The sequence below is a fragment of the Tropicimonas aquimaris genome, from assembly GCF_042676185.1.
GTDB lineage: Bacteria > Pseudomonadota > Alphaproteobacteria > Rhodobacterales > Rhodobacteraceae > Tropicimonas > Tropicimonas aquimaris.
In genome coordinates this window covers 29,488-52,714 of the sequence record NZ_JBHTJT010000032.1, presented here as the reverse complement: position 1 = coordinate 52,714, position 23,227 = coordinate 29,488, and the positions used below count along the sequence as shown (strand labels likewise).

The window sequence follows — 23,227 nt, the reverse complement described above, 5'->3', positions numbered from 1 at the left end:
TCTCCCTTGTGCGGGTCAGGTCTCGTAGTAGTCGCGGTAGCGGCCCTTGTAATAGCCGTAGCCATCATAGGAATACCGCGCCGCCTTGGTTTCGTTGACCATCGTCATCACGACGCCGGTCAGCTTGATGTCGAGCGACGTCAGTTCCCGGACGCCTTCCATCACCGCCGCACGGGGCGTGCTGTCCCAACGGACGGCAAAGACGATCGCATCCGCCATCGAGGCGACGATCCGGGAGTCGGTGACGACCAGGGTCGGCGGCGTGTCGAGAACCACGAGGTCGTAGCTCTGCGACAGGTGTTTCACCAGATGCTCGAACCGGTGCGAGGACAACACGTCGGCGGCGTTGATGTTGGCGTTGCGCTCCGATGACTTCGTCATCAGAACGTGCAGCCCGGTGTTCGGCTCCTTGTAGACCGCCTCTTCGAGCGTGGCGGTGCCGTCGATCACCGAGAGCAGACCGTGCTCGTCGTCCTTTATGTTGAGCACCTTGCTGAGGGCGGGCATCCGCAGGTCGCAATCGACGATGATCGCGGACTTGCCCATCTGGCGGCTGGTCAGGGCCATCAGCATCGAGGTGGTCGACTTGCCTTCGCGCGGCACGGAGGAGGTGAACATGATCACCTTGGGCGGCTTGTCGACATTCGAGAACAGGATAGAGGTGCGCAGGTTGCGGATCGACTCGGCGAGCGAGGAGTTGGGCTTCTCCCGCAGCAGGCTGATCACGTCGTGGCGCTTCATCCGGTTGCCGGCGAGCGGAATCGTCGCCAGCACGTTCTGTCCGACCATCTGCTCGAGCTGCTGCGGTGAGCGGAAGGTGTTGTTGAGCCGGTCGAGCAGGAAAACGATGCCGACGCCGGCCATCAGGCCCACGATGAGCGAAAGCATCTGCGTGCGCTTGGCGGCGGTCGTCAGCGGCCCTAGCGGCACCTCGGCGGGAGACAGCACCCGGGCGTCGACCGTCTGCAGGCTCTCTTCGGCGGCGGTCTCCTGCAGGCGCGACAGCAGGTTCTCGTAGAGCACGCGGCTGGCCTCGGCTTCGCGTTCGAGCTGGCGGATCTGGACCTCGCTGCGGGCCTGTTCGGCGGCCTTGTCCTCGAGTTCCCGGACCTCCATCGACAGCGTCTGCGCGGTCGCCCGCATCGCCTCGATATCGACTTCGATGGACTGAATGATACGGTCCGCCTCGGCGCGGATGTTCCGCTGAACCTCTTCGATCTGGGCCTGGACCCGCGCGATTGCCGGGTGGCCTTCCGGCACGGTAGACCGCAGCGTCGTCAGGTTCGCCATCAGGTCGCTTTCCTCGGCACGGAAGCCGGCGACGATGGGAGAGGAGCGGAACTCTGTAAGCGCGCCGAGGTCGCGCCCTTCCGCGACGGCCTGGGACAGGCGTTGGAACTGGGCCTCCTTGGCGGAAAGCTCATTGCGGGTCACCGCCAGCGAAGCGTTCAAGGCCTGAAGCTGCTGCTGCGTGACCTCGACGCTCTGGCCCGTGTCCGTAGACAGTCGGGCACGCGCATCCTCGACCGCGCTTTCGGCTTCCTGAACGCGGTTCTTGAGCTGTTCCACGCGGTCAGTGAGCCAGGTCGCGGCGGAACGCGTGGTCTCCAGTTTCCCTTCCAGCTGGTCGACGAGGTATTGCTCTGTGATCTCGTTGGCCACCATCGCCGAAAGGCGCGGGTTGCCCGAAGTGAAGGAAACGGAGATCACCCGGCTTTCCGGCACCGGTGCGAGCGAGATGCCGGATTCGACGCGGCTGATGAGCGCCAGGTGCCGGCGGCGTTCGATCTCGTCCGCGGGCAGCGGCGGGCCCGGAGGCGCCTTCAGGCCCACGTCCATCATCCATTCGGTCACCGCCAGAGGCATTGAGGGGCGCCATTGCCACCAATGCGTCTCGATCTCTTCCTTCGCGCGCGGGCGGTATTCCGGATGGTTTGACAGGTCGAGGTTGTCGATCACCCGCTCGATCAGCTTGGTGGAGCGCAGGATCTCCGAATGGGTCGGCAGCGTGGTGTCGCCGAAATTCGCCTGCACCATGACCCCCTGGTTCTGGAGGACGTCGGCTGTCGGGATGCCGATCAGCAGCTTGGCCGTGGCGCGGTAGCGCGGCTCGATCTGCGAGGCAGACAGGTAGCCCATCACGGCGCCGATCAGCGCGCAGACGAAGATGATCCACTTTCCGCGCCAGAGCGTCCCGAAAATCGCGCGCAGATCGATGACGTCATCATCATCTTCCACGACCTGGGACGAATAATGCTGTTCCGGACGCGAATTGGATTTTGTCATGTCAAGCATATCGGCTCGCAAGGGCTTCGGTTGTCAGTAACATCGGTTCCCCGTGGTTGCGAGGGGGCACCGACACGACGCAGGGGCGGCGGCGCCTTGCGGTCGCGCGCAGGGGTAAGGAGAAAAGGAAGACGACCACGTAAGTAACTATTCCACATTAGACTATTCGGCCGGCAGATGCCGCAAGCAATCCGTCACAGCGGCGTGAGCGGCCCCGCTGCTGCCATAGTGCAACGCAAACGCCGGCGTCGTCGTTGCGAAGGACAGGAAGCTGTCGCCGGTATCCGCCGCGAAGTCGATATAGCTCTCGTCGTTGAAAAAGAGTTGCATCGTCTCGATCGGAGACAGGCGTCGCGTGGCGTGATCCTGAGGCGGCAGGTCGGGGCGAAACCGGATGTCGAGGATCACGTCCGGGCGCACCGGCGCCGTGGCGCGCGCCTGGGCGGGCAGGGAGTGATAGCGCACGTCCCGCAGGCCGATCCGGTGTGTCCTTGCGCTCGCGAGGCCGGGAAAGGCCGGCTGAAGCAGAGACCAGGCGCCGGATTTGAAGCTGAAGGCGAAAGGCATCGGGGTGGCCTTCATGTCGTTGTCGAAGGCGCCGCAATCCTCGGCCACGAGTTGCCAGCCGCGGGAGACCAGTTCCGCCGATAGGGTCGACTTGCCGGAACCGCTCCGGCCGGTCAGCAGCAATGTCAGTCCATTCCGGGTGAGGACGGAGGCGTGCAGCACGGCCGTCCATGCGGTATCGGACATCAACCGGATGATCTCGGCCACGATGATCCCGCGCGCCTCCACCATGTCCTGTGCCGGGCGGTGAAACGCGCCGTCGAGGCAGATCCGCCAGCCGCCCTCGGGGCCGACCGCCTGAAGGCGAACGTCTGGCGTGGCGTTCGTGACCGGGAAATCGACCGTCAGGTCCGCGATCGCCGCTGCGAGTTGGCGGTCCTCCACGCAGATCCCGACGGGTCGGCCCGCGAGGCGGACGGTCCGCGACAGGGCCCAGGTCTCGCGGCCGGTGACGCCGTTTGGGGCCGTGTCCGCGCGGTCGGAGCGGCTGGGCTGAGCGGTCAGCCCCTGACGCTGCCAAAGGTCGATGCAGAGCGCCACGTCATCCGCGGCCTGTTCCCGCCGCGCAGGCACGGCGTCGGCATAGGCCCGCGCGGCGCGCTCCCGGTCGGCGGTGTCGATCAGGGCGTCCCAGATCGCGGCGGCTGCGGGATTGAGGCCGACCACTGCATTCAACGCCGGGTAGAGCCCGATGATGCCGTCCGCGAGAGGCAGGCTCTTGCGCCAGTGCCGGCAGGCCGACAGATCCTCTCCCGGCATGGCTAGCGCGCCTCTCCGAGGATGTAGCGCCGATAGGCGCGCCGGTAGGTTTCCGGCTGGGCGAGGTAACGCAAGGCCCGACGGCGCGGTTCGCCGCCGGCGGCCAGGCTGCTCACCGCTTCGTGCGACAGGTTCGCGAAGGCGCCGAGCCGCTGCGTCCAGCGCCGGTCGAGCTGCCAGCGCCAGCGGGCGGCGTCGAGCCGGGCCAGCCGCCCCATGGGTGAGAAGGGCGTGGGCATCCCGGTGAATTCCTCGAGGCACGAACCGGTGATCTCGACCAGCTCCCCACGGCCATGTTTCACCAGATGCGCCTCGATCGAGTGCCAGTCGATGGACAGGCCATGACGCTTTGCGAGGAAGTTGATGTCGAGCAGGTCCCGCATCTGTACCAGCGGCGCGAGGTAGCCGCCGCCGCCAAGCGGCCCGTGCAGCATCGCGATCAACACCTGGTCTGTCGGGCAAGGCACCAGGGCACGGCCCTTTCCGACCGCCACCGGGGCGGCACGGGCAATGATCTCCTCCGCCGGCGCGAATTTGCGCAGCGCTTCGCGGAACAGGGAATGATGCAGTTCCACCGGCGCCGCGCCGCCCGCGCCCTGCACTGGCAGCGCATGTTTGTGCCGGTCGGTCAGCTCGCTGTCGCCACTGTCCTGCGGGCCGAGCCCGGCGAGGCCTTCGAGCGCCTTGAAGGCGGGCTCCAGCTTCTCCGTCTCAACAAGTATGTCGATATCGCCCAGCAGCCGCGCGCCCCGGTCCGGCCAGAGCTCGCCGATCAGTTGAGCCGCTCCCTTGAGCAGCACCGGCACCGCGCCTGCCGTGTTGAGCGCCCGCGTCACGGCTTCGATCTGAGAGAGAATGGCGGCGTTCCGCTCGCAGTTGAGCGCGTACGCGAGTTCCAGCCCTTCCGCGGTGTCGGATCGATGCGCACGCTCGGTCTCGGTCAGGCTAGGCCAGATCGACGGCAGCAAAACCCCCGCCAGTCCTATCAGGCGAGGATCGTCCATTTCGATCGGGGGGCCGGTGCGGCCTGCAAGACGGTGGCCGAGTGCAGCTTGGGTTCGAAGGTAATCCTTCATCAAGCTCCGGAAGATATCACAGCTGGGGGCCGCTCTGCTGGACCGAGTCCGGATCGCCGACATCGGGGCAAGTCCAATCCACGCAGGAACCGCCACGCCATTCGGCGCGGGATTCAGACGGCGTCAGAAGCATCATGACCGCGGGAGCCGCCCCAGCCAGCAAGCCGATCTTCGACAGCGCGGCTCGACGCCCGAGATCCGCCTTGTCTCCGGCTTCAACCGAAGCGTTTTTCCGTTCCTCGAAATCGCCAGACATGTCCTATCGACCTATTCACAAAATCCAAGAGTGTTGGCGTAAAGCTAACGTCCAAAGAGGTTCGAAACAAGGCCCTCTGCATTGCAGCGCCAATTCCGTGGGATCGGTTTTCCCATGAATGCAACACGCCGACAAGACTTGACCTGTTTGAGTGCGAGCGAAGACGAAACCTGCCGGGATTTCTCGCGAAGTCGCATCCAGATCGCTGAATTGTGCACTGTTCGTGCATGACAGCTGAAATCCCCCTGTGGCCCGGATGCACCAATGGATTCGCGATCCAGGCAGATCCGCAGGCCCACTTCCGAATATGACTGAAAGTGTTGCGAATCGCGTCTCTCCGGATGGCGGGCGGGGATTGGCCGCGACGTGTTGCGCCTTGAAAGGCCCCGCCAAAAGGTGACACTGCCGCCGAACGGTGGCGGGACATGCGGATCGCCGAAGCCAGCGCGGGGCCTGGGATGGCGGCGAAAAACCTTTTGATCCTGACGCGAAACGCCGCGGCGAACGAAGATCTGAGGGCGGCCATCAAGGCGCTCAAGACCGAGCACGATCTCGACGTCCGGATCCCCTGGTCCCGGAAGCAGTTGCGCAAGGATCTCGGCCGCGAGATCGACCGCGGCTGTCGGCGCGTTGTCGCCTTGGGAGGGGACGGCACGCTGAACTCCGTGGTCAACGCGCTACAGAAGCTCAATGCGGGCGAGGATGTGGACCTTGGGCTTGTCCCTCTGGGCACCGCGAACGACTTCGCCCGCGGCTGTGGCCTTCCGCAGCGCGACCGCGATGCCGCGTTGCTGCTAGCACTCACGGGCAAGGCGCGACCAACCGATCTTGGGTGCGTGAACGGGTGCCACTTCATCAACGTCGCATCGGGCGGGTTTGGCGCCATGGTCACGGCGACCACGCCGAGGGACATGAAGAGCGTGCTTGGCGGTCTGGCCTATACGCTGCACGGGCTGTCGCGGCTTGGAGACCTGCACTCGCAAACCTGCCGGATCGCGCTCGACGGGGGCGGCACGCGGGCGCTGTCGCTGACCTTCGCGGCCATCGGCAATGGCCGCTTTGCCGGTGGCGGGTTCGACGTCGCTCCAGAAGCCGAGATGGACGACGGCGTCCTCGACCTGTCGGTCGTCAGCCACGACTGGCAGGGGGCTCCGGGCTTTCTGGTCCGGGAGTTGATGGATCCGACCAACCCCGAGAACGAGGCGGTGGTCTATCGCACGTTCGAACACCTGCTTCTCGAGACGGACCAGGATTTCCACCTCAACCTCGACGGCGAACCTATGGTCGGGCGCCGTTTCGACATCTCCGTCGTCCCGGCCGCGCTCCGCGTGGTGCGCTGACCGCTCCGGTCAGAGGACGGTCACGATGGTGCCGATCGGGACCCGCTCGTAGAGGTCGATGACGTGCTCGTTGAGCATTCGGATGCAGCCGTTGGAAACCGAGTGGCCGATGGATTGTGGTTCGGTGGTGCCGTGGATCCTGAAGAACGTGTCCCGCCCGTTCTGGAACAGGTAGAGCGCGCGCGCGCCGAGCGGATTGCCCGGGCCGCCGGGCATCACGTAGTCGTTGTCGACGAACTTGGAATAGGACAACGGATCGCGCTCGATCATCTCCTGGGTCGGCCGCCAGGTGGGCCATTCCTTCTTGACGTCGATGGTCGCCGTGCCGGTGAACTCCAGCCCCGCGCGCCCGACGCCGACGCCATAGCGGATCGCCTTGCCGGGTTCGGTGACGAAGTACAGGAAGTGGCTGCGCGGCAGGATCAGCAGCTGGCCGGGCAGGAACTCCTTCTTGATGCTCACGTACTGCGGCTGGAACTGCGGCGGGATGAGGAAGGGTTGGGCTTCCTGCGCAATGGCCGGCGCGGCGAGGGCCGCGAGGCTGGTTGCGAGGAAGGAGCGACGATTGAACATGTGATCTGACCGGGATGTGACTGTTTTCCGAAACAGATTGCACTCCAAGCGGGCGGAGAATCAACAATCGGGCCGGAGGGCCGCGCGTAACGGTCGATCACGACACCGCCAGAACACAATCGCGCAAGGCATGTCGGCCGGATTTCCACGGTAATCGAAACGATCGGGGCTGTCTGGGGAGTTTGTTGGCCTGTGGTGAACGGGCAGGGCCGGTTCGGCGGGCTGCGCCCGGAAACGATTCGGCCCGCGAAGTCGCGGGCCGTCGTGGCGCTGAGGGCTGGCCTCAGAGAGCTTCGAGGTTGATCGCAGCTTCGCGGCCGTCGCGGCCGGCTTCGATGTCGAACGACACCTTCTGACCATCGGCCAGGCCGGTGAGGCCCGAACGCTCGACGGCGCTGATGTGCACGAACACGTCACGCTTGCCGCCTTCGGGCGCGATGAAGCCGTAGCCTTTGGTGGTGTTGAACCATTTCACGGTGCCAGTGGCCATCCGTCTATCTCCTTTGAGGTTCGCTGCCCGCGTCAGTGCGGCAACGTCGGCGTCAGTCGTAGCAGTCGAGACTGAAGCCTTAGAGGAGACAGTTGGTCGAAATGCGGTAACGGTCGCATTTCGGGATATGGAGACTCCCGGCCGATCTAGCAAGAAAAATCTTCGAGTCAGCTGCGTCGGCCGGGAGCTTTTCCGGGCGGTTAATTCCGTCTCAGATCGATGCCCAGTCCGTGAAGACCGGACGCGGCGCGGGTTTCTCCGGGCGCTTCGCCTCGGTCCGCCGGGGCGGTTGTTTCGCCGAAACCGGCGCGTTCTTCTCAAGCTTTGGGGATTTGGGTTTATCAGGCATTACAGAACCTCCTACACACTAACAACACCATCAGTATGGCACAAAATGAGGGCTTTGTCTCGCCTTTGACGCGGCGGCAATCGGGCGGGCTGCGGGGCGGCCTGCCTAGCCCGAGTTGTCGCCCGAAGTCTCGGCCGCGATCCAGGACAGGTAGGCCACGCTGGCCTCCATCGAGACCCGGGTGATCGGGGGGACCTCGTAGGGATGCAGGCGGTTGATCTCGGCCTCGACGAGGTCGCGCAATTCCTGCCGGGTCTTGAGCATCAGCGGATGCTGCTCGGCGGTCTTGATCTCGTCGCGCCAGTGGAAACGGGCGATGGTCGGCGGATGCCGGTTGGCCGAGGCGACGAGCCTCTGGGAGAGCAGGGCGTCGGCGATCTTGTCGGCGGTCGCGGCGTCGGGGCAGTTCACGATGAAGGCGAGGAAGGGCATGGTCGGCTCCTTTCGGTTCGAGCCTACGCCGCCCGCAGGAGAGCGCAATGCGACGCGGCGGCGCTGCGGGCCCGGGAAACTTTCGTGAAACATTCCCGGCGCCGCTCGCGTTGTCCCCGCAATGCCAATCCCAGGAGAGGGTCGATGACCGACAAGCGCAACCGCCAGCAATCCCCCGACCGCCGCGCCCACCCCCGCGACGACCGCACCCCGCCGAGCAAGTGGCAGTTCACGGATTGGGCTGCGATTTGAGGGGGAAAGGTTCTGTAGCTTCAATGATCGTTCTTGATTGCGATGCGCGAAGATAGTTTCTTGCTATGCCTTGTTGGGAATCTCACGCAGCATTATCGTCGTAGCTGCCCGAATTCCGCCCTGAAGATCAATGGCTTCTTCGGTGCTTTCTAGTGTTTGATCGGCGTGGATCGTGGGGTTCCTATGGAGGTTCTTGATGTCTCTAAGAGATGCAATTAATGCTTCATTTTTGTCAATCCTCTGTTCGAGGTGGTGAATATATGATCCAAGTGTCTGATTTTTTGGCCGATCCTTTCCGTCGGATACATGATCCCAATAGTTTCCGATAATTATTTCTAGTGCTCGATGAAGGTGGAAGGCAGCCGCTGTCGGTAAATCAAAAGCAATGCATTTCATCGCAAAGTCTAGGTCGGGGATCACTTCAGGTATCTTGGTGGAAATATCCGGCGAAAACGCTCTGTGCCCGGCTTCCGTGAGAGCGTATGTGTCAAAGGCAGCCTTTGGCAGAGCGAGGAAAATGTTGGCGTTGGACAGTTCTGCTTTGAGTACGGCCTCAAATTCTCTGTGGCTTTCTTGGAGTTTAAATATCAAGTCAGTGGTTGGAAGATCGCTCCCAGCTCCATCTCTACGGCAGTGCTCTATCGCAATCTGAAGGTCGTCTTGAAACGCGCGAGCCGGGTTAAACAGCGTCCGGATCTGGAAGACGCTAGCTGTCATAAAGTCGCGTAGTGCGAAGTGTGCTGGATAGAGGTAACCGAGTGCCTCAGAGCAAGTATGAAGATGCTCATTCGGCCCGGGAAAAATATTGATCTCGGTTACACCGTGAATGCGGTGCCCTAGTTCATACAAATAGTGTGCGTTGATTCGTAACATCGTTAACCTCGTGGTCCTTGTGCTGCCGCCTCGACTAAGATCTGTGCGAAAAACTCAGGGGAAATTTGAATGGCATTTGTCCTAACGGTGGCATCGCTCCTGCAAAGCAACGAACCTTTCTTGCGGAAATAGACGCCCCAACTAGGAAGGAATCAAGGATTAAGAGCATAGTGCGTCAATCGCCCACTCTCCTTGGTGAGGAGAGTTCGCGATGTTGAAAGTAGCGCGGAGCTTGTTCATCGATTTGGGGTAAGCGCGCTTACAAAAAAAGCCGCGCCCACCCGGGGGAGAACAACGCGGCCTTATGTATCGCTACGGAAGCCAGCTTAACGGGTGAACTTCTTGTACTTCACCCGTTTCGGTTCCACCGAGTCCGGTCCCAACCGGCGGATCTTGTCTTCCTCGTAGGCTTCGAAGTTGCCCTCGAACCATTCCACGTGGGCGTCGCCCTCGAAGGCGAGGATGTGGGTGCAGAGGCGGTCGAGGAAGAAGCGGTCGTGGGAGATGATCACGGCGCAGCCGGCGAAATCGTCGAGCGCGTCCTCGAGGGCGCGGAGGGTTTCCACGTCGAGGTCGTTGGTCGGTTCGTCGAGCAGCAGCACGTTGCCGCCTTCCTTGAGCAGCTTGGCCATGTGGACGCGGTTGCGTTCGCCGCCCGACAGCAGGCCGACCTTTTTCTGCTGGTCGCCGCCCTTGAAGTTGAAGGCGCCGCAATAGGCGCGGGAGTTGATCTGGGCGTCGCCCAGCTCGATCACCTCGCCGCCGCCGGAGATTTCCTCCCAGACGGTGTGGTTCGGGTCGAGCGAATCGCGGGACTGGTCGACATAGGCCAGCTGCACCGTGTCGCCCATCGTGATGGAGCCGGTGTCGGGCTGTTCCTGCCCGGTGAGCATGCGGAACAGCGTGGATTTGCCGGCGCCGTTGGGGCCGATCACGCCGACGATGCCGCCGGGGGGCAGGGAGAAGGACAGGTCCTCGATCAGCTGCTTGTCGCCGAAGTGCTTGGACAGGCCCTCGACCTCGATCACCTTGCCGCCGAGGCGCGGCCCGTGCGGAATGATGATCTGCGCCTTGCCGACCTTCTCGCGCTCGGACTGGTTCGCCATTTCCTCGTAGGAGGCGATCCGGGCCTTGGACTTGGCCTGGCGCGCCTTGGCGCCCTGCCGGATCCAGGCGAGTTCGCGCTCCAGCGTCTTCTGCTTGGCCTTGTCCTCGCGGGCCTCCTGCTCGAGCCGCTTGGCCTTTTGCTCCAGCCAGGCGGAGTAGTTGCCCTCGTAGGGGATGCCGCGGCCGCGGTCGAGCTCGAGGATCCAGCCGGTGATGCTGTCGAGGAAGTAGCGGTCGTGGGTGACGATCAGGATCGTGCCCTTGTAGTCGATCAGGTGCTGCTGCAGCCAGGCAATGGTCTCGGCGTCCAGGTGGTTGGTCGGTTCGTCGAGCAGCAGCATGTCGGGGGCTTCGAGCAGCAGCTTGCAGAGCGCCACGCGGCGGCGCTCACCGCCCGAGAGGTTCGCGGGCATCGCGTCGTCGGGCGGGCAGCGCAGCGCCTCCATCGAGACATCGACCTGGGCGTCGAGGTCCCACAGGTTCTGGCTGTCGATCAGGTCCTGCAGCTTCGCCATCTCGTCGGCGGTCTCGTCCGAGTAGTTCATCGCCAGCTCGTTGTAGCGGTCGAGGATGTCCTTCTTGGCCTGCACACCCTGCATGACGTTCTCGCGGACAGTCAGGCTCTCGTCGAGATGCGGCTCCTGCGGCAGGTAGCCCACCTTTGCACCCTCGGCGGCCCAGGCCTCGCCGGTGAAATCCTTGTCGATCCCTGCCATGATCTTCATCAGCGTGGACTTACCGGCGCCGTTGACGCCGACGACGCCGATCTTCACGCCCGGCAGGAAGCTCAGGCGGATGTTCTCGAAGCATTTCTTGCCGCCGGGATAGGTCTTGGAGACACCATCCATGTGGTAGACGTATTGATAGGAAGCCATTGGGGCCCTCGTGCATGCGCTGTTTCGCCCCTGATAGCCAAGGGGCGCAGGGGGAGCAATGGGGGCGGGCCGGGCTGCGGGCGGTCAGTCCGGTGGCGGCAGGTGCTCAGCTTCGGGGACCATCCGCCGGAGCCAGGCGCCGATGTCGGTAGCCTCGGTGCCGGGGATCGGGCCGCGGAAGGTCGGCGTGTAGCTGCCGTGGCGCTGTGGCAGTTGCGGCAGGAACGGGCCGCAGGCCTCCGGATCCGGAATGCCCGCGCCCCAGAGCACGCCGACGAGCACCTCGCGCCCGTCGAGCTCGATCAGCAGCGGCGCGCCGCTGTCGCCGGGGAGAATGCGGCGGCTGTCTTCGCGGGTCGGCGGCAGGGCGGCGAGGTGGCAGGTGTTGTGCCCCCAGTAGCCGGCCGGCCCGGACTGGCGGTGCGGGCTCGGAGCATCGGCGAAACGAGGCATGCCCCAGCCGACATGGCGCAGCCGCGGCAGGGCAAAGGTGCGCTCGATATCCTCAGGCGCGCCGGTCATGACGGGCACCGGGCGTGCGGCCTCGGCGGGCGGCGGGGCCTCGAGCCGGAGCAGGGCGAGGTCGGCGCAGCGCGGCAGGGCATAGGCCACCACCCGGCGGCTCGCCAGCGGGTCAGCGGCGGTGCTGCCGAAGGAGACCCGCTTCACCCGGAGCAGGCCGCCCGAAGGATACCAGGTGCCGGGATCCTCCCAGCTTCGGCGCTGCAGCTCCGCCTGTTCCTCCAGCCCCTGGCATTCCGCATCCGGGGCGCCGGCGGGCCGGGCGGCGCGGAACTCGTGGGTGAAGCAATGGCCCGCGGTGAGGACCTCGCGCGGACCGATCAGGGTGCCGGTGCACTTGTCCACCCGCACCACGGCATTGCGGGCGGGGCTGTCCGTGTCGTCGCTGGTCGACGCTTCGGCGCCCGTTGCCGCAAACGCGAGGCACAGGCCGGCTAGAAGGGTCTGAAGGATCCAGGAGCGGGAGGGGCGGGCGCACATGGGCGGGAGCCTAGGCAGCGCCCGGGCCGGTGTCGAGCCGGCGCGGAAGAGCTTGCGATTGACATGCCTTGCGTTCTTTCCGATCAGGGGCAGCAGTCAATGCGCTGTCGGAGGTCCGGGTGTGAGATACGAACTTCCCCATGCCGGGCCGGGGCAGGCAGTGGGTCTGCTGGGAGGCTCCTTCAACCCGCCCCACGCAGGCCATGCCCACATCACCCGAGAGGCGCTCAAACGGTTCGGGCTCGACCGGGTCTGGTGGCTGGTCAGCCCCGGCAACCCGCTCAAGGCCGACGGGCCCGCCCCGATGGAGCGCCGCCTCGAGGCCGCGCGCGCGGTGATGCAGCACCCGGCGGTCGAGGTCACCGACATCGAGGCCCGGATCGGAACCCGCTTCACCGCAGAGACGCTGGAGCGACTGCTGAGGCTCTATCCGCGCACCCGGTTCGTCTGGTTGATGGGGGCGGACAACCTGGCTCAGTTCCATCGCTGGGACCGCTGGCAGCAGATCATGGAGATGGTCCCTGTGGGAGTGCTCGCCCGCCCCGGAGACAGGCTGCCCGCACGGACCTCGCCCGCCGCGGCGCTTTACGAACGCTGGCGCATTCCCGCCGCGCAGAGCCAGAGACTGGCGCAGGCGCGGCCCCCGGCCTGGTGTTTCGTCAACGTGCCGATGCGCACCATCTCCTCCACCCAGCTCCGCGCCAGCGGCCATTGGTGACGCCGCGCCGCGGCGCGGATGTGGCTTCGTGACAATGCGGTGAGACAGTCTTTCGATGGCTTGCCCGGATGGGGTGACAGCGGTTACCAAAGTCGCATGTCGAAGCCAAAGACGCATATTTCACGCCGATGGGTGCTGGCCGGATTGCTCTCCAGCGGCGCCAGCGTCGCGCTTGCCGAGCCGCCGCTGCGTTCCCTGCGCCCCGCGCCCCGTCCCGGTGGCAAGGGCGGGCGGATGGTGCCTTCGGCGGAGTACCTCGTCGAGCGCGCCAATCTTGGAACGGCGAGTGTCGGCTTCGTCGTGGCCGATGCCGAAACCGGTGAGGTGCTCGAGACCCGCAAACCCCTTCTGCCGCTGCCCCCGGCCAGTGTCGCCAAGGCCCTGACCACGCTCTACGCGCTCGATGCGCTGGGACCGGAGCACCGCTTCGCGACCCGGCTCGTGGCGACCGGCCCGGTGGAGGGCGGAGTGCTCAAGGGCGATCTGGTGCTGATGGGATCGGGCGATCCGACACTCGACACCGACCGGCTCGCGGAACTCGCGATGAAGCTGAAGGCCGCTGGCGTCACCTCTGTCGAGGGCGCGTTCCTGACCTGGAGCCGGGCCTTGCCTACCCTGACGGAGATCGACCCGGAACAGCCCGTCCAGGTCGGCTACAACCCGGCGGTTTCCGGGCTGAACCTGAACTTCAACCGGGTGCATTTCGAATGGCGCCGCGCCGGGGCAGGATGGAACACGGCGATGGACGCCCGTTCCGCGACCCACCGGCCCGATGTGCGGGTGGCGCGGATGGCGATCGTCAAGCGCCGCTACCCGATCTACACCTACGAGGACGATGGCACGGCGGATCTCTGGACGGTTGCCAGTGGCGCGCTCGGGCAGAACGGTAGCCGCTGGCTGCCGGTGCGCAAGCCGGAGTCCTATACGGCCGAGGTCTTTCAGAGCTTTGCCAAGGGGCAGGGGATCAACCTCGGCGCGGCGAAACCGGTCGACGAGCCGCCCGAGGGAACAGAGCTTGCCCGTGTGGAGAGCGAGGATCTGCGGGCGCTGCTGCGGGACATGCTGAAGTACTCGACCAACGTCACGGCAGAGGCCGTCGGTCTGGCCGCTTCGGTTGCGCGCGGGCCGGTGCCGGCCACGCTGGTGGAGTCGGGGGCGCGGATGTCGGACTGGCTGGGTGGCGAGATCGGGAGCCCAAGGCCCGCGCTCGTCGACCATTCGGGCCTCGGCGGGGCGAGCCGGATCACCACGCGGGACATGGTCCGCGCGCTGGTGAACCTCGGCCCCGCTGTGGATCTGGAACCGCTCCTGAAGGAGATTCGGATGAAGGATGCCAAGGGCCGGCCGATGGAGAGCTACCCGGCCAGCATCATGGCCAAGACCGGCACGCTGAATTTCGTGAGCACGCTCGCGGGCTACGTCACCCTGCCCGGCGGCCGCAAGCTGGCCTTTGCCAGCTTCATGGCCGACCCCGAGCGGCGGGACGCGATCCCGGTGGAGCAGCGCGAGCGCCCCGAGGGCGTGGCAAGCTGGACGGCCCGGGCCCGGACCCTGCAGCTGCGCCTGATCGACCGCTGGGTGACCACCTACGACATGACGACCTGAGGTGCCGGCCTCAGACGGTCATGTGCCGCGCGCGGGCGCCACGCTCGATCGCCGCCGCGTTGAGCCGCGGGATCTGGAAGTAGTGACGCATCTCCTGGAGCATCCGCAATTCCTGGTCGGTGAGCCGGCCATCGGCGGCCGCCACGTCGCAGCACAGCGCATAGAGCGTCTCGTGCAGGCGTTCCGGAAGCGCGTCGTCGGCCAGCCCGAACAGCGCGTCGAGCCCATCCTCCTCCTCGAACAGGTCGAAGACGAGGTTGGCCATGGCCCGAATGTGGTCGGGGTCGTACTCGGCGAAGACCGGGAGATGGTTGACGATCCGTTCGATCGTCACGAGCTCCGAGGTGCGGATGTTCTCGTCGCTGACCGACGTGGCGATCATCAGCGCGACCAGGGCGTCCTGGGGCGAGATCGGGTTCGGGTCGTTCGACATCTTCGGTCCTCCGCAATATTGACTGATCGCAGATTTATTGACGCAAGCCCCGGCTCGCAATAGGGAGTGGCCCGGTCGGGCCTTCGGGGCCTTCACCAATGCGTGGCATGGGGCCGCGCCTCACCAGGAAAGACCGTTTCAATGTCCGAGATGCGCGAAGCTGCAATGACTTCCAAGGCCTGGCCCTTCGAAGAGGCGCGCCGGGTGCTGAAACGCTACGAGAAGGCGCCGCCCGAAAAGGGATACGTGCTGTTCGAGACCGGCTATGGCCCTTCCGGCCTGCCCCACATCGGCACCTTCGGCGAGGTGCTGCGGACCACGATGATCCGCCGCGCCTTCGAGGTGATCTCGGATATACCGACCCGCCTTATCTGCTTCTCCGACGACATGGACGGGATGCGAAAGGTACCGGGCAACGTGCCCAACCAGGAGATGCTGCGCGAGCACCTGCAGATGCCGCTGACCTCGGTGCCGGACCCGTTCGAGGAGTTCGAGAGCTTCGGGCATCACAACAACGCGATGCTGCGCCGGTTCCTCGATACCTTCGGGTTCGACTACGAATTCTATTCGGCGACCGAGTATTACAAGTCGGGCCGGTTCGACGAGGTGCTGCTGCGCGCCGCCGAACGCTATGACGACATCATGAAGGTCATGCTGAAGTCGCTGCGCGAGGAGCGTCAGCAGTCCTATTCGATTTTCCTGCCGATCCACCCTGAAACCGGGCGCGTGCTCTATGTTCCGCTGAAGAACGTGGACGCGAAGGAAGGCACCATAACCTTCGACGACGAGTCCGGGCGCGAGTGGACGCTGCCGGTGACAGGCGGCCAGGTGAAGCTGCAGTGGAAGCCGGACTTCGGCGCCCGCTGGGCGGCCCTCGGCGTCGACTTCGAGATGTATGGCAAGGACCATTCGACCAACACGCCAATCTACGATTCGATCTGCGAGATTCTGGGCCAGAAGGCGCCGGAGCATTTCACCTACGAGCTGTTCCTCGACGACAAGGGTCAGAAGATCTCCAAGTCGTCCGGCAATGGCATCTCGATCGACGAATGGCTGACCTATGCTTCGACCGAGTCGCTGAGCTACTTCATGTATCTCAAGCCCAAAACCGCCAAGCGGCTGTTCTTTGACGTGATCCCGAAAGCGGTGGACGAGTATCACCAGCAACTGCGCGCCTACCCGGATCAGGACGCCAAGGCGCAGCTCAACAACCCGGTCTACCACATCCACAACGGGGATGTGCCGGCCTCGGACATGGTGGTGAACTTCGCCATGCTGCTGAACCTCGCCTCGGTCGCGGGTGCGGAGGACAAGGAGGCGCTCTGGGGCTTCATCCGCCGCTACGCGCCCGATGCCAGCCCGGAGCACAACCCGCAGCTCGACGAGGCGGCCGGCTTCGCCGTGCGCTACTACAACGACTTCGTGAAGCCCGAGAAGGTCTTCCGTGCCGCCGACGAGAAGGAGCGCGCCGCGCTCGAGGATCTCGCCGCCCGCCTGCGGGCCTGGGATGGCGGGCTCGATGCGGAAGAGTTGCAGAGCGTCGTCTTTGCCGTCGGCAAGGAGCACGGGTTCGAGCCGCTTCGCGACTGGTTCAAAGCGATCTACGAAGTGCTGATGGGTGCGAGCCAGGGCCCGCGCTTCGGCGGCTTCATCGCGCTCTACGGTGTCGAGGAGACCATCGCCCTGATCGAGAAAGGCCTGGCCGGCGAACTCGCGGCCGCCTGACCTCTCCGGCAACCGCGTGCCGGCCCTCGGGCCGGCCGCTGCCCTTCAGTGCCGGTGCGCGGGCTGGCTTCCGCCGGATGCGACGGGGCTCAACCTGTGCGCCGTGAGCGCGAGCCAGAAACCGAACCAAGCCGCAAAGCTCGAAACCTTCAGCAGATCCTCGATGACGTAGGAGGCGCCCACCTGGTCGACGATCGCCGCAAGCGCCATGACCCCGATTGCCACGCCAAGCCCCTGGATCCATGGCCGCAGAGGCCCGCGCCACAAAGCGCGCAGGATCAGCAGCCCGATGACGCCGTAGACCGCCATGAGCATCTCCTCGCTGATGCCGAACTTCGGATAGAAGCGCTCGTGCATCATGAAATGGTCATCCAGCGCCAGCATCATCGAGTACACGCTCACCAGCAGAAAGAGCCTGCGGTGTGGTCGGTCCACCGCTGCTGCCAACGCGAGGCAACCGCTTGTCAGGATCAGCAGCGCGATTCCGATGAACGAGATGCCTCCGGCATAATGCGGCACATCGAATTCCGCCGATGGATCCCTGAGAATCGATGAGACATCGATGCCGAGGCTGTCGGCCCACCCCACCAGCGCCGCTGAAAGAACGAGGCACAGGGCCGCTGATAGCAGCGGGAACCTGTATGCGCCCGGCGCTTTTTCTGTCGTCAGGCGTTCAGGGATTTGCGCGGTCTTGGGTAAAACGGTCATCTCGGCTTTCAAGTGTTTGGTGAACGCACAGGCTACAGGAGCAGGGATATGGTCTCAAGTATCGCGACCCCGCTGATTCAGGGGCGGCGGCCTTGCGCCGTGCTGCCGAGGACCTGGCCGGTTGACCGGAGCCGACGCCGGTCTATCGTTTTTCTCAAGGAGGATCGGCGCATGACCCGATTGAAGGCCCTTGTCCTGTCCCTCGTATTCGCAGGAATGGTTGCGCAGCCGCAAGCGCAAGGCAGTGGCGCCTCGGATATCGAGGCGGTCATCCGCGATCAGATCGCGGCCTTCGAGACCGGAGATCTGTCGGCGGCGTTCGAGCACGCCTCTCCCATGATCCGGCAGATGTTCCGCACCCCCGACATCTTTGGCCAGATGGTGCGCGAGGGGTACCCGATGGTCTGGCGGCCCGAGGCGCTCAGCTTTGGCGCGCTGGAATCACAGGGGCCGCGGACGCTGCAGCGCGTGGTGATCCGTGACGCGCAGGGGCGGGTGCATCTCCTAGAATACGAGATGATCCGGCTCGGCGACGGCTGGAAAATCAACGGCGTGCGATTCCTGGAGCCGCCTCAGGTCGGGGCCTGAGCGCATTCAGTAATGCGGCGGCCGTTCGTCACCGATCACGACACCGCCGCTCCCCTCCGCCTCCTGCTCTGCCGCGCGTTGCAAAAGAAGCGTGACCTGTCGGGTCAGCTTGTCGATGTCGCCCGCCTGTCGGGCGACGACTTCGGACAGGTCCTCGGTCGTGCGGCGCAGGTGCGCCAGCTCTTCCTCGATACGATCCATGCTCACCGTGTCATCCTTCCGATTGCGACCTTTTCCCGGCGCTCCTTGCGGCACGGACCCCCTTGGGCTAGACGCTGCCGCGACGACAGACCCGAGGAACCCCGTCATGGCCAAGGACAAGAAGCCCCGCCGCCCCAGGGCCGAAACGCCCAAGGGCTTCCGCGACTATTTTGGTGCGGAAGTGGCCGAGCGCAACCATATGCTCGGTCAGATCGCCGAGGTCTATCATCTTTACGGTTTCGACCCTCTGGAAACCTCTGCCGTGGAAACGGTGGAGGCGCTCGGGAAGTACCTGCCGGACGTCGACCGCCCGAACGCCGGGGTTTTTGCCTGGGAAGAGGAGGGCGACTGGCTGGCGCTGCGCTATGACCTGACGGCGCCGCTCGCCCGTGTGGCCGCGCAGTTCCGCAACGACCTGCCGAGCCCCTACCGCCGCTATGCGATGGGTCCGGTCTGGCGCAACGAGAAGCCGGGGCCGGGACGCTTCCGGCAGTTCTATCAATGCGATGCCGACACCGTCGGCGCGCCCTCCGTCGCCGCCGATGCCGAGGTTTGCGCGATGCTCAGCGACGCGCTGGAGCGCGTGGGCATTCCGCGCGGCGACTACCTCGTGCGGATCAACAACCGCAAGGTCCTGAACGGCGTGCTTGAAGCGGTGGGCGTCAACCCCGCCGAAGACCGCGAGACCGCCGACGCCGTGCTGCGCACCATCGACAAGTTCGACAAGGTCGGCGCGGATGGCGTGCGCGAGCTGCTGACCACCGGCCGCAAGGACCAGAGCGGCGCCTTCATCGACGGCGTCGGGCTGAGCAACGACGTGGCCGACACAGTGCTGGCCTTCATGCAGGCCAAAGGCGCCGATGCCGGAGCCACCATCCGGTCGCTGCGAGAGGTCGTCACCGGCTCCAGCATTGGCACTGCCGGCGTGGACGAGCTTGAACAGATCGGCGAGCTGCTGGCGGCGCAGGGCTATGGCCCGGACCGCACCGAGATCGACCCGTCGGTCGTCCGTGGCCTCGGCTACTACACCGGCCCGGTCTTCGAGGCGGAGCTGACCTTCGAGATCACCGACGAGAAGGGCCGTCCGCGCCAGTTCGGCTCGGTCGCAGGCGGCGGACGCTACGACGACCTGGTTAAGCGCTTCACCGGGCAGGCGGTGCCGGCGACCGGTGTCTCCATCGGCGTCGACCGGCTGCTGGCCGCGCTCCGCGCCAAGGGGCGGCTCGACGGCTTGACCAGGGGGCCGGTCATAGTGACGGTGATGGATCGCGCCCGCATGGCCGACTATCAGGCGATGGTGGGTGAACTGCGGGCCGAGGGAATCCGGGCCGAGGTTTACCTCGGCAACCCCAAGAACTTCGGCAACCAGCTCAAGTATGCCGACAAGCGGCTCTCGCCGGTGGCGGTGATCCAGGGCGAGGACGAGGCGGCGCGCGGCGTGGTGCAGGTCAAGGACCTGGTGCTGGGCGCGAAGATCGCCGAGAATGCCAGCCTCGAGGAGTGGAAGAGCCAGCCCGCGCAGCGCGAGGTGCCGCGCAACGAGATGGTGGCCGAGATCCGGCGCATCCTCCAGGCGGGGGGCTGACCCATGCAGCCGACCAAGGACCAGGTCCGCGCCGAAGCCGGGCGGCTCCGCTCGGTGTTTCTCGAGGCCGGAGCACGGATCGTCGATCCCGACATCCTGCAACCGGCCGACACGCTACTCGACCTTTACGGCGAGGATATCCGCGCCCGTGCCTATGTGACGGGCGACCCGCTGAAGGGCGAGCAGATGCTGCGCCCCGACTTCACCGTGCCGGTGGTCGAGATGCACATGGCCTCGGGCGAGGGTGCTGCGCGCTATACCTATGCCGGCGAGGTGTTCCGGCGGCAGGAGGTGGCGGAGCCAGGCCGGGCCAACGAGTATTTCCAGGTCGGGCTCGAAATCTTCGACGCCGCAGACCCTGAAGAGGCCGAGGCCGAGGTCTTCGCGCGCTTTGCCAGTGTGCTGGCGCCACTGTCCCTGCGGGCGGCGATGGGCGATATCGGGCTGCTGACCTCGGCGGTCTCCGGGCTGAACGCGAGCGCCCCGCGCAAGTCGGCGCTGATGCGGCACATCTGGCGCCCGCGCCGGTTCCGCGCGCTGCTCGAACGGTATTCCGGCCGCTCCCGCGTGCCGGCGAGCCGGGCGGAGCTCCTGCGCCGATTGAAGGCAGAAAGCGCTGAAGCGCTGCTTGCCGCCAACGGACCGCAGATCGGCCTGCGTTCGCCGAAGGAGATCGAGGCGCGCCTTCGCACGCTGCAGGACGACGCTGCCGAGCCGCCGATTTCCGCGGCCGAGGTTGCGCTGATCGACGACCTTCTGGATATCCGCGAGACTCCCGGCAATGCGCTGGCGCGTCTGCGCGACATCGCGGTCGACATGCCCGCGCTCGACCCGGCGCTCGACAGGCTGGAGCGGCGCTTCGACGTGATGCAGTCGCATGGGGTGGATCTCGATGCGGTGGAGTTCGAGGCGAACTATGGCCGCACCACGATGGAATACTACGACGGCTTCGTCTTCGGCTTCTACGCCGGCCGCCAGCCGCACCTGCCGCCGGTGGCCTCCGGCGGGCGCTACGACGCGTTGACGCGGGTGCTGGGGCAGGGGCGCGAGATGCCGGCGGTGGGCGGGATGATCCGCCCCGGGCTGGTCCTGGAACTTGGGCGCGGAGGCGCGGCATGAGCCTGAAACTCGGAGTGCCCTCCAAGGGCCGGCTGATGGAAAAGACCTTTGACTGGTTCGGTGCGCGCGGTCTCGATATCCGGCGCACCGGCTCGGAGCGGGAATACGCGGGCGCCGTGGGCGGGATCGACGGTGTCGACCTGGTGCTGCTCTCCGCGGGCGAGATCCCGCGCGAGCTGAACGCCGGTCGGATCCACCTCGGCGTCACCGGCACCGACCTCGTGCGCGAGCGTATCCCCGCCTGGCAGGACCGGGTCGAGGAGCTGAGCGGGATGGGCTTCGGACAGGCCGATCTCATTATCGCGGTGCCGAAATGCTGGGTCGATGTCGACACGCTGGAGGATCTGGACGCGGTCGCCTCGGCCTTCCGGCAGCGGCACGGGCACCGGCTGCGGATCGCCACCAAGTATCACCGGATGGTGCGGGAGTTCCTGCGCGAGGCCGGGGTAGCCGATTACCAGCTGGTCGACAGCCAGGGCGCGACCGAGGGCACCGTCAAGAACCTGACCGCCGAGGCCGTGGCCGACATCACCTCCACCGGCGACACGCTGCGCGCCAATCACCTCAAGATCCTGTCCGACGGGCTGATCCACCGCAGCCAGGCGACGCTGTTCCGCTCGAAATCCGCCGCGTGGAACGATCGCACTCGGGCGGCGCTCGATATCCTGTCGGAACGGCTCGAGGAAAACGTCTGAGGGGCGCTCAGCGCACCCCGATCTCGGCCAGCGCCAGTTCGAGGTCCATCGGCAGCTCGTCGTCGGCCGCCCGGCTTTCGGGCAGGTCGCGGGGGCTGTCCTCTGCGGGCAGGTAGCGCCAGCCCTGGAACGGGCGGCGCGGCACCGCTTCGGTGCGGTGGACCTCCGGGTCCAGCACCAGCGCGCAGCGCGAAACCCCGTCCGCACCCGTTACCTCGTCCAGCCGCAAGATCTTCTGGCGGGCCAGGATCGTGCCCTTGAACACCCAGTAGATCGAGCCGCCCGCCAGCAACTCCGCCTCTCGGCGCGGCCACATGCGGGTGATGTGCCGGGGCAAGCCGTCCGGACCCTTGGCCCGGGCGCTCTGCTGCCAGGCGATGAGGTCGTCGACCGCTTCGGCCCCGACGCACAGCTTGATGAGGTTGACGTAGTTTTCCACAGATTCCCTTTCGCACGCGGCACATAATGTAGGGAGGATTGGCGGCATGGCCAATCCTTGTGGGCGCGGTTTCGCCTGTCGTCGCCCTGTCCCGCGCCGCTGCTTCAACCGCAGTTTGGCCTGAGCGCGCAATCAGATCGTTTCTCAGCGCTCGGTCTTTTTGCCACCATCGCCGAAATGGAAACGGCGAAGTGGATCTTGGGACATGAAAGTCGGGTTTATCGGCCTGGGGAACGTGGGCGGCAAGTTGAGCGGCAGCCTGCTGCGGAACGGCTTCGATCTGACGGTGCTCGACCGCAAGCCCGAGCTGGTCGCAGGTTTCGTGGGCCGCGGTGCGGCCGCGGCCGGCGATGCGGCGAACCTGATGCGTGACTGCGACGTGGTCATCACCTGCCTTCCTTCGCCCGCGGCCTCTGCGGCGGTGATGGAGGAGATGCTGCCCGAGGTCGTCCCCGGCAAGATCTGGCTCGAGATGTCCACCACCGACGATGCGGAGATCCGCCGCCTTGCCGCGCTGGTCGAGGCGAAGGGCGGCACCGCCGTCGACTGCCCCGTTTCGGGCGGATGCCACCGGGCCGACACCGGCAATATCTCGATCTTCGCAGGTTGCGAGCGCGAAACCTTCGAGCGCGTCCTCCCGTTGCTGATGACGCTTGGGCGCCGGGTCCTGCATACCGGTCCCGTGGGCTCGGCGTCGGTCCTCAAGGTCGTCACCAACTACCTCGCCACGGCCAACCTCGTCTCGGTCTGCGAGGCGCTGGTCACTGCCAAGGCCGCAGGGATGGACATGAACACCGCCTACGAGGCGATCAAGATCTCCTCCGGCACCTCCTTCGTGCACGAGACCGAGAGCCAGGTGATCCTCAACGGCTCGCGCGACATCTCCTTCACCATGGATCTCGTCGCCAAGGACATCGGCCTGTTCCAGGCGATCGCCGATCGCGCCGGCGTGCCGCTGGAGATCTCTCCGCTGCTCAACGAGATCTTCCGCGACGGGCAGGAACGGTATGGCCCGCGCGAGCTGTCGCCCAACATCATCCGCCGCCTGGAGGACGCCACCGGGCTCGACATCCGCGCGCCCGGCTTTCCGCCCGAGATGGTCGACGACGAGCCCGAGGAGCCGGGCTACGAGGTCGTCCCGACCGGCATCGCCCGCCCCGTCGCCGCCGAATGA

Annotated in this window: 23 protein-coding genes; 9 read left to right on the top strand and 14 right to left on the bottom strand. The window is 65.6% G+C overall.

From position 1 onward, the window contains the following. Window positions 1–15: 15 nt before the first annotated feature. The 4 genes from ACFQ2S_RS15475 to ACFQ2S_RS15460 all read right to left on the bottom strand — a co-directional run bounded on the left by ACFQ2S_RS15475 (window position 16) and on the right by ACFQ2S_RS15460 (window position 4,944). Window positions 16–2,286: a GumC family protein gene (locus tag ACFQ2S_RS15475; RefSeq protein ID WP_386075798.1), complete on the bottom strand. Its 2,271-nt coding sequence runs from the start codon at window positions 2,284–2,286 to the stop codon at window positions 16–18. A 162-nt stretch (window positions 2,287–2,448) separates the two neighbouring features. Next, window positions 2,449–3,612, bottom strand: a complete 1,164-nt coding sequence (locus ACFQ2S_RS15470; RefSeq protein ID WP_386075797.1) for a PqqD family peptide modification chaperone — start codon at window positions 3,610–3,612, stop codon at window positions 2,449–2,451. A 2-nt stretch (window positions 3,613–3,614) separates the two neighbouring features. Then, complete coding sequence (locus ACFQ2S_RS15465; RefSeq protein ID WP_386075795.1) at window positions 3,615–4,688, bottom strand: nucleotidyltransferase family protein; 1,074 nt, start codon at window positions 4,686–4,688, stop codon at window positions 3,615–3,617. Between the two features lie 16 nt (window positions 4,689–4,704). Next, window positions 4,705–4,944: a hypothetical protein gene (locus ACFQ2S_RS15460; protein WP_386075793.1), complete on the bottom strand. Its 240-nt coding sequence runs from the start codon at window positions 4,942–4,944 to the stop codon at window positions 4,705–4,707. 425 nt (window positions 4,945–5,369) lie between these two features. Here ACFQ2S_RS15460 and ACFQ2S_RS15455 point away from each other — a divergent pair, with 425 nt between their 5' ends. Next, window positions 5,370–6,284, top strand: a complete 915-nt coding sequence (locus ACFQ2S_RS15455) for a YegS/Rv2252/BmrU family lipid kinase (protein ID WP_386075791.1) — start codon at window positions 5,370–5,372, stop codon at window positions 6,282–6,284. 9 nt (window positions 6,285–6,293) lie between these two features. Here ACFQ2S_RS15455 and ACFQ2S_RS15450 read toward each other — a convergent pair whose 3' ends face one another. The 6 genes from ACFQ2S_RS15450 to ACFQ2S_RS15425 form a co-directional block, all read right to left on the bottom strand. Further along, window positions 6,294–6,857 carry a L,D-transpeptidase gene (locus tag ACFQ2S_RS15450; RefSeq protein ID WP_386075789.1) on the bottom strand — a complete coding sequence of 188 codons (564 nt, stop codon included), beginning with the start codon at window positions 6,855–6,857 and terminating at the stop codon, window positions 6,294–6,296. 283 nt (window positions 6,858–7,140) lie between these two features. Then, complete coding sequence (locus ACFQ2S_RS15445; RefSeq protein ID WP_089233175.1) at window positions 7,141–7,347, bottom strand: cold-shock protein; 207 nt, start codon at window positions 7,345–7,347, stop codon at window positions 7,141–7,143. Window positions 7,348–7,801: 454 nt separating this feature from the next. Continuing rightward, window positions 7,802–8,128, bottom strand: a complete 327-nt coding sequence (gene cutA / locus ACFQ2S_RS15440; RefSeq protein WP_386075787.1) for a divalent-cation tolerance protein CutA — start codon at window positions 8,126–8,128, stop codon at window positions 7,802–7,804. A 315-nt stretch (window positions 8,129–8,443) separates the two neighbouring features. Then, complete coding sequence (locus ACFQ2S_RS15435; protein WP_386075785.1) at window positions 8,444–9,253, bottom strand: hypothetical protein; 810 nt, start codon at window positions 9,251–9,253, stop codon at window positions 8,444–8,446. 326 nt (window positions 9,254–9,579) lie between these two features. Continuing rightward, complete coding sequence (gene ettA, locus ACFQ2S_RS15430) at window positions 9,580–11,235, bottom strand: energy-dependent translational throttle protein EttA (protein ID WP_386075784.1); 1,656 nt, start codon at window positions 11,233–11,235, stop codon at window positions 9,580–9,582. A gap of 84 nt (window positions 11,236–11,319) precedes the next feature. Continuing rightward, window positions 11,320–12,237 carry a trypsin-like serine protease gene (locus tag ACFQ2S_RS15425; protein ID WP_386075782.1) on the bottom strand — a complete coding sequence of 306 codons (918 nt, stop codon included), beginning with the start codon at window positions 12,235–12,237 and terminating at the stop codon, window positions 11,320–11,322. Between the two features lie 121 nt (window positions 12,238–12,358). On the opposite strand from ACFQ2S_RS15425, the gene ACFQ2S_RS15420 reads away from it, so the two are divergent. Both ACFQ2S_RS15420 and dacB read left to right on the top strand, forming a co-directional pair. Continuing rightward, complete coding sequence (locus tag ACFQ2S_RS15420; RefSeq protein WP_386075781.1) at window positions 12,359–12,955, top strand: nicotinate-nucleotide adenylyltransferase; 597 nt, start codon at window positions 12,359–12,361, stop codon at window positions 12,953–12,955. 96 nt (window positions 12,956–13,051) lie between these two features. Then, window positions 13,052–14,560, top strand: coding sequence for a D-alanyl-D-alanine carboxypeptidase/D-alanyl-D-alanine endopeptidase (dacB, locus tag ACFQ2S_RS15415; protein WP_386075779.1), 1,509 nt, complete (start codon window positions 13,052–13,054; stop codon window positions 14,558–14,560). 10 nt (window positions 14,561–14,570) lie between these two features. Here the strand turns inward: dacB and ACFQ2S_RS15410 are convergent, their stop codons facing one another. Next, complete coding sequence (locus ACFQ2S_RS15410) at window positions 14,571–14,993, bottom strand: tellurite resistance TerB family protein (protein WP_089233571.1); 423 nt, start codon at window positions 14,991–14,993, stop codon at window positions 14,571–14,573. Window positions 14,994–15,134: 141 nt separating this feature from the next. Between ACFQ2S_RS15410 and ACFQ2S_RS15405 the strand changes: the two genes are divergently transcribed. After that, a complete protein-coding gene (locus ACFQ2S_RS15405; RefSeq protein WP_386075777.1) occupies window positions 15,135–16,718 on the top strand; it encodes a lysine--tRNA ligase in 1,584 nt (527 codons plus the stop codon). A 45-nt stretch (window positions 16,719–16,763) separates the two neighbouring features. Here ACFQ2S_RS15405 and ACFQ2S_RS15400 read toward each other — a convergent pair whose 3' ends face one another. Next, the gene (locus ACFQ2S_RS15400) at window positions 16,764–17,438 is read right to left on the bottom strand and encodes a hypothetical protein (RefSeq protein WP_386075775.1); all 675 of its coding nucleotides are present in this window, start codon (window positions 17,436–17,438) and stop codon (window positions 16,764–16,766) included. A 159-nt stretch (window positions 17,439–17,597) separates the two neighbouring features. On the opposite strand from ACFQ2S_RS15400, the gene ACFQ2S_RS15395 reads away from it, so the two are divergent. After that, complete coding sequence (locus tag ACFQ2S_RS15395) at window positions 17,598–18,014, top strand: DUF4864 domain-containing protein (protein WP_386075773.1); 417 nt, start codon at window positions 17,598–17,600, stop codon at window positions 18,012–18,014. 6 nt (window positions 18,015–18,020) lie between these two features. Here ACFQ2S_RS15395 and ACFQ2S_RS15390 read toward each other — a convergent pair whose 3' ends face one another. After that, window positions 18,021–18,215, bottom strand: coding sequence for a SlyX family protein (locus ACFQ2S_RS15390; protein WP_386075950.1), 195 nt, complete (start codon window positions 18,213–18,215; stop codon window positions 18,021–18,023). Window positions 18,216–18,321: 106 nt separating this feature from the next. Here ACFQ2S_RS15390 and hisS point away from each other — a divergent pair, with 106 nt between their 5' ends. The 3 genes from hisS to hisG are packed head-to-tail and all read left to right on the top strand — an operon-like array spanning window position 18,322 to window position 21,614. Then, window positions 18,322–19,800 carry a histidine--tRNA ligase gene (hisS, locus tag ACFQ2S_RS15385; RefSeq protein ID WP_386075771.1) on the top strand — a complete coding sequence of 493 codons (1,479 nt, stop codon included), beginning with the start codon at window positions 18,322–18,324 and terminating at the stop codon, window positions 19,798–19,800. 3 nt (window positions 19,801–19,803) lie between these two features. After that, entirely contained in the window at window positions 19,804–20,919 is a 1,116-nt protein-coding gene (locus ACFQ2S_RS15380; RefSeq protein ID WP_386075769.1) for an ATP phosphoribosyltransferase regulatory subunit, read from the top strand. Further along, complete coding sequence (gene hisG, locus ACFQ2S_RS15375; protein WP_386075767.1) at window positions 20,916–21,614, top strand: ATP phosphoribosyltransferase; 699 nt, start codon at window positions 20,916–20,918, stop codon at window positions 21,612–21,614. Before ACFQ2S_RS15380 ends, hisG begins: the two co-directional genes overlap by 4 nt. Window positions 21,615–21,621: 7 nt before the next feature. On the opposite strand, the gene ACFQ2S_RS15370 is transcribed toward hisG, so the two are convergent. After that, on the bottom strand, window positions 21,622–22,053 hold the full coding sequence (locus ACFQ2S_RS15370; protein WP_386075765.1) for a DUF1489 family protein: 432 nt from the start codon (window positions 22,051–22,053) through the stop codon (window positions 21,622–21,624). A 205-nt stretch (window positions 22,054–22,258) separates the two neighbouring features. Between ACFQ2S_RS15370 and ACFQ2S_RS15365 the strand changes: the two genes are divergently transcribed. Further along, window positions 22,259–23,227 (top strand): NAD(P)-dependent oxidoreductase, encoded by a 969-nt coding sequence (locus tag ACFQ2S_RS15365; RefSeq protein WP_386075763.1) that lies wholly within the window; start codon window positions 22,259–22,261, stop codon window positions 23,225–23,227.

Bases quoted from the DNA above. Each gene is read 5' to 3' on its own strand.
- ACFQ2S_RS15475 (WP_386075798.1), bottom strand. From the start codon at position 2,286: ATGACAAAATCCAATTCGCGTCCGGAACAGCATTATTCGTCCCAGGTC.
- ACFQ2S_RS15470 (WP_386075797.1), bottom strand. From the start codon at position 3,612: ATGCCGGGAGAGGATCTGTCGGCCTGCCGGCACTGGCGCAAGAGCCTG.
- ACFQ2S_RS15465 (WP_386075795.1), bottom strand. From the start codon at position 4,688: ATGAAGGATTACCTTCGAACCCAAGCTGCACTCGGCCACCGTCTTGCA.
- ACFQ2S_RS15460 (WP_386075793.1), bottom strand. From the start codon at position 4,944: ATGTCTGGCGATTTCGAGGAACGGAAAAACGCTTCGGTTGAAGCCGGA.
- ACFQ2S_RS15455 (WP_386075791.1), top strand. From the start codon at position 5,370: ATGCGGATCGCCGAAGCCAGCGCGGGGCCTGGGATGGCGGCGAAAAAC.
- ACFQ2S_RS15450 (WP_386075789.1), bottom strand. From the start codon at position 6,857: ATGTTCAATCGTCGCTCCTTCCTCGCAACCAGCCTCGCGGCCCTCGCC.
- ACFQ2S_RS15445 (WP_089233175.1), bottom strand. From the start codon at position 7,347: ATGGCCACTGGCACCGTGAAATGGTTCAACACCACCAAAGGCTACGGC.
- cutA (WP_386075787.1), bottom strand. From the start codon at position 8,128: ATGCCCTTCCTCGCCTTCATCGTGAACTGCCCCGACGCCGCGACCGCC.
- ACFQ2S_RS15435 (WP_386075785.1), bottom strand. From the start codon at position 9,253: ATGTTACGAATCAACGCACACTATTTGTATGAACTAGGGCACCGCATT.
- ettA (WP_386075784.1), bottom strand. From the start codon at position 11,235: ATGGCTTCCTATCAATACGTCTACCACATGGATGGTGTCTCCAAGACC.
- ACFQ2S_RS15425 (WP_386075782.1), bottom strand. From the start codon at position 12,237: ATGTGCGCCCGCCCCTCCCGCTCCTGGATCCTTCAGACCCTTCTAGCC.
- dacB (WP_386075779.1), top strand. From the start codon at position 13,052: ATGTCGAAGCCAAAGACGCATATTTCACGCCGATGGGTGCTGGCCGGA.
- ACFQ2S_RS15410 (WP_089233571.1), bottom strand. From the start codon at position 14,993: ATGTCGAACGACCCGAACCCGATCTCGCCCCAGGACGCCCTGGTCGCG.
- ACFQ2S_RS15405 (WP_386075777.1), top strand. From the start codon at position 15,135: ATGTCCGAGATGCGCGAAGCTGCAATGACTTCCAAGGCCTGGCCCTTC.
- ACFQ2S_RS15395 (WP_386075773.1), top strand. From the start codon at position 17,598: ATGACCCGATTGAAGGCCCTTGTCCTGTCCCTCGTATTCGCAGGAATG.
- ACFQ2S_RS15390 (WP_386075950.1), bottom strand. From the start codon at position 18,215: ATGGATCGTATCGAGGAAGAGCTGGCGCACCTGCGCCGCACGACCGAG.
- hisS (WP_386075771.1), top strand. From the start codon at position 18,322: ATGGCCAAGGACAAGAAGCCCCGCCGCCCCAGGGCCGAAACGCCCAAG.
- ACFQ2S_RS15380 (WP_386075769.1), top strand. From the start codon at position 19,804: ATGCAGCCGACCAAGGACCAGGTCCGCGCCGAAGCCGGGCGGCTCCGC.
- hisG (WP_386075767.1), top strand. From the start codon at position 20,916: ATGAGCCTGAAACTCGGAGTGCCCTCCAAGGGCCGGCTGATGGAAAAG.
- ACFQ2S_RS15365 (WP_386075763.1), top strand. From the start codon at position 22,259: ATGAAAGTCGGGTTTATCGGCCTGGGGAACGTGGGCGGCAAGTTGAGC.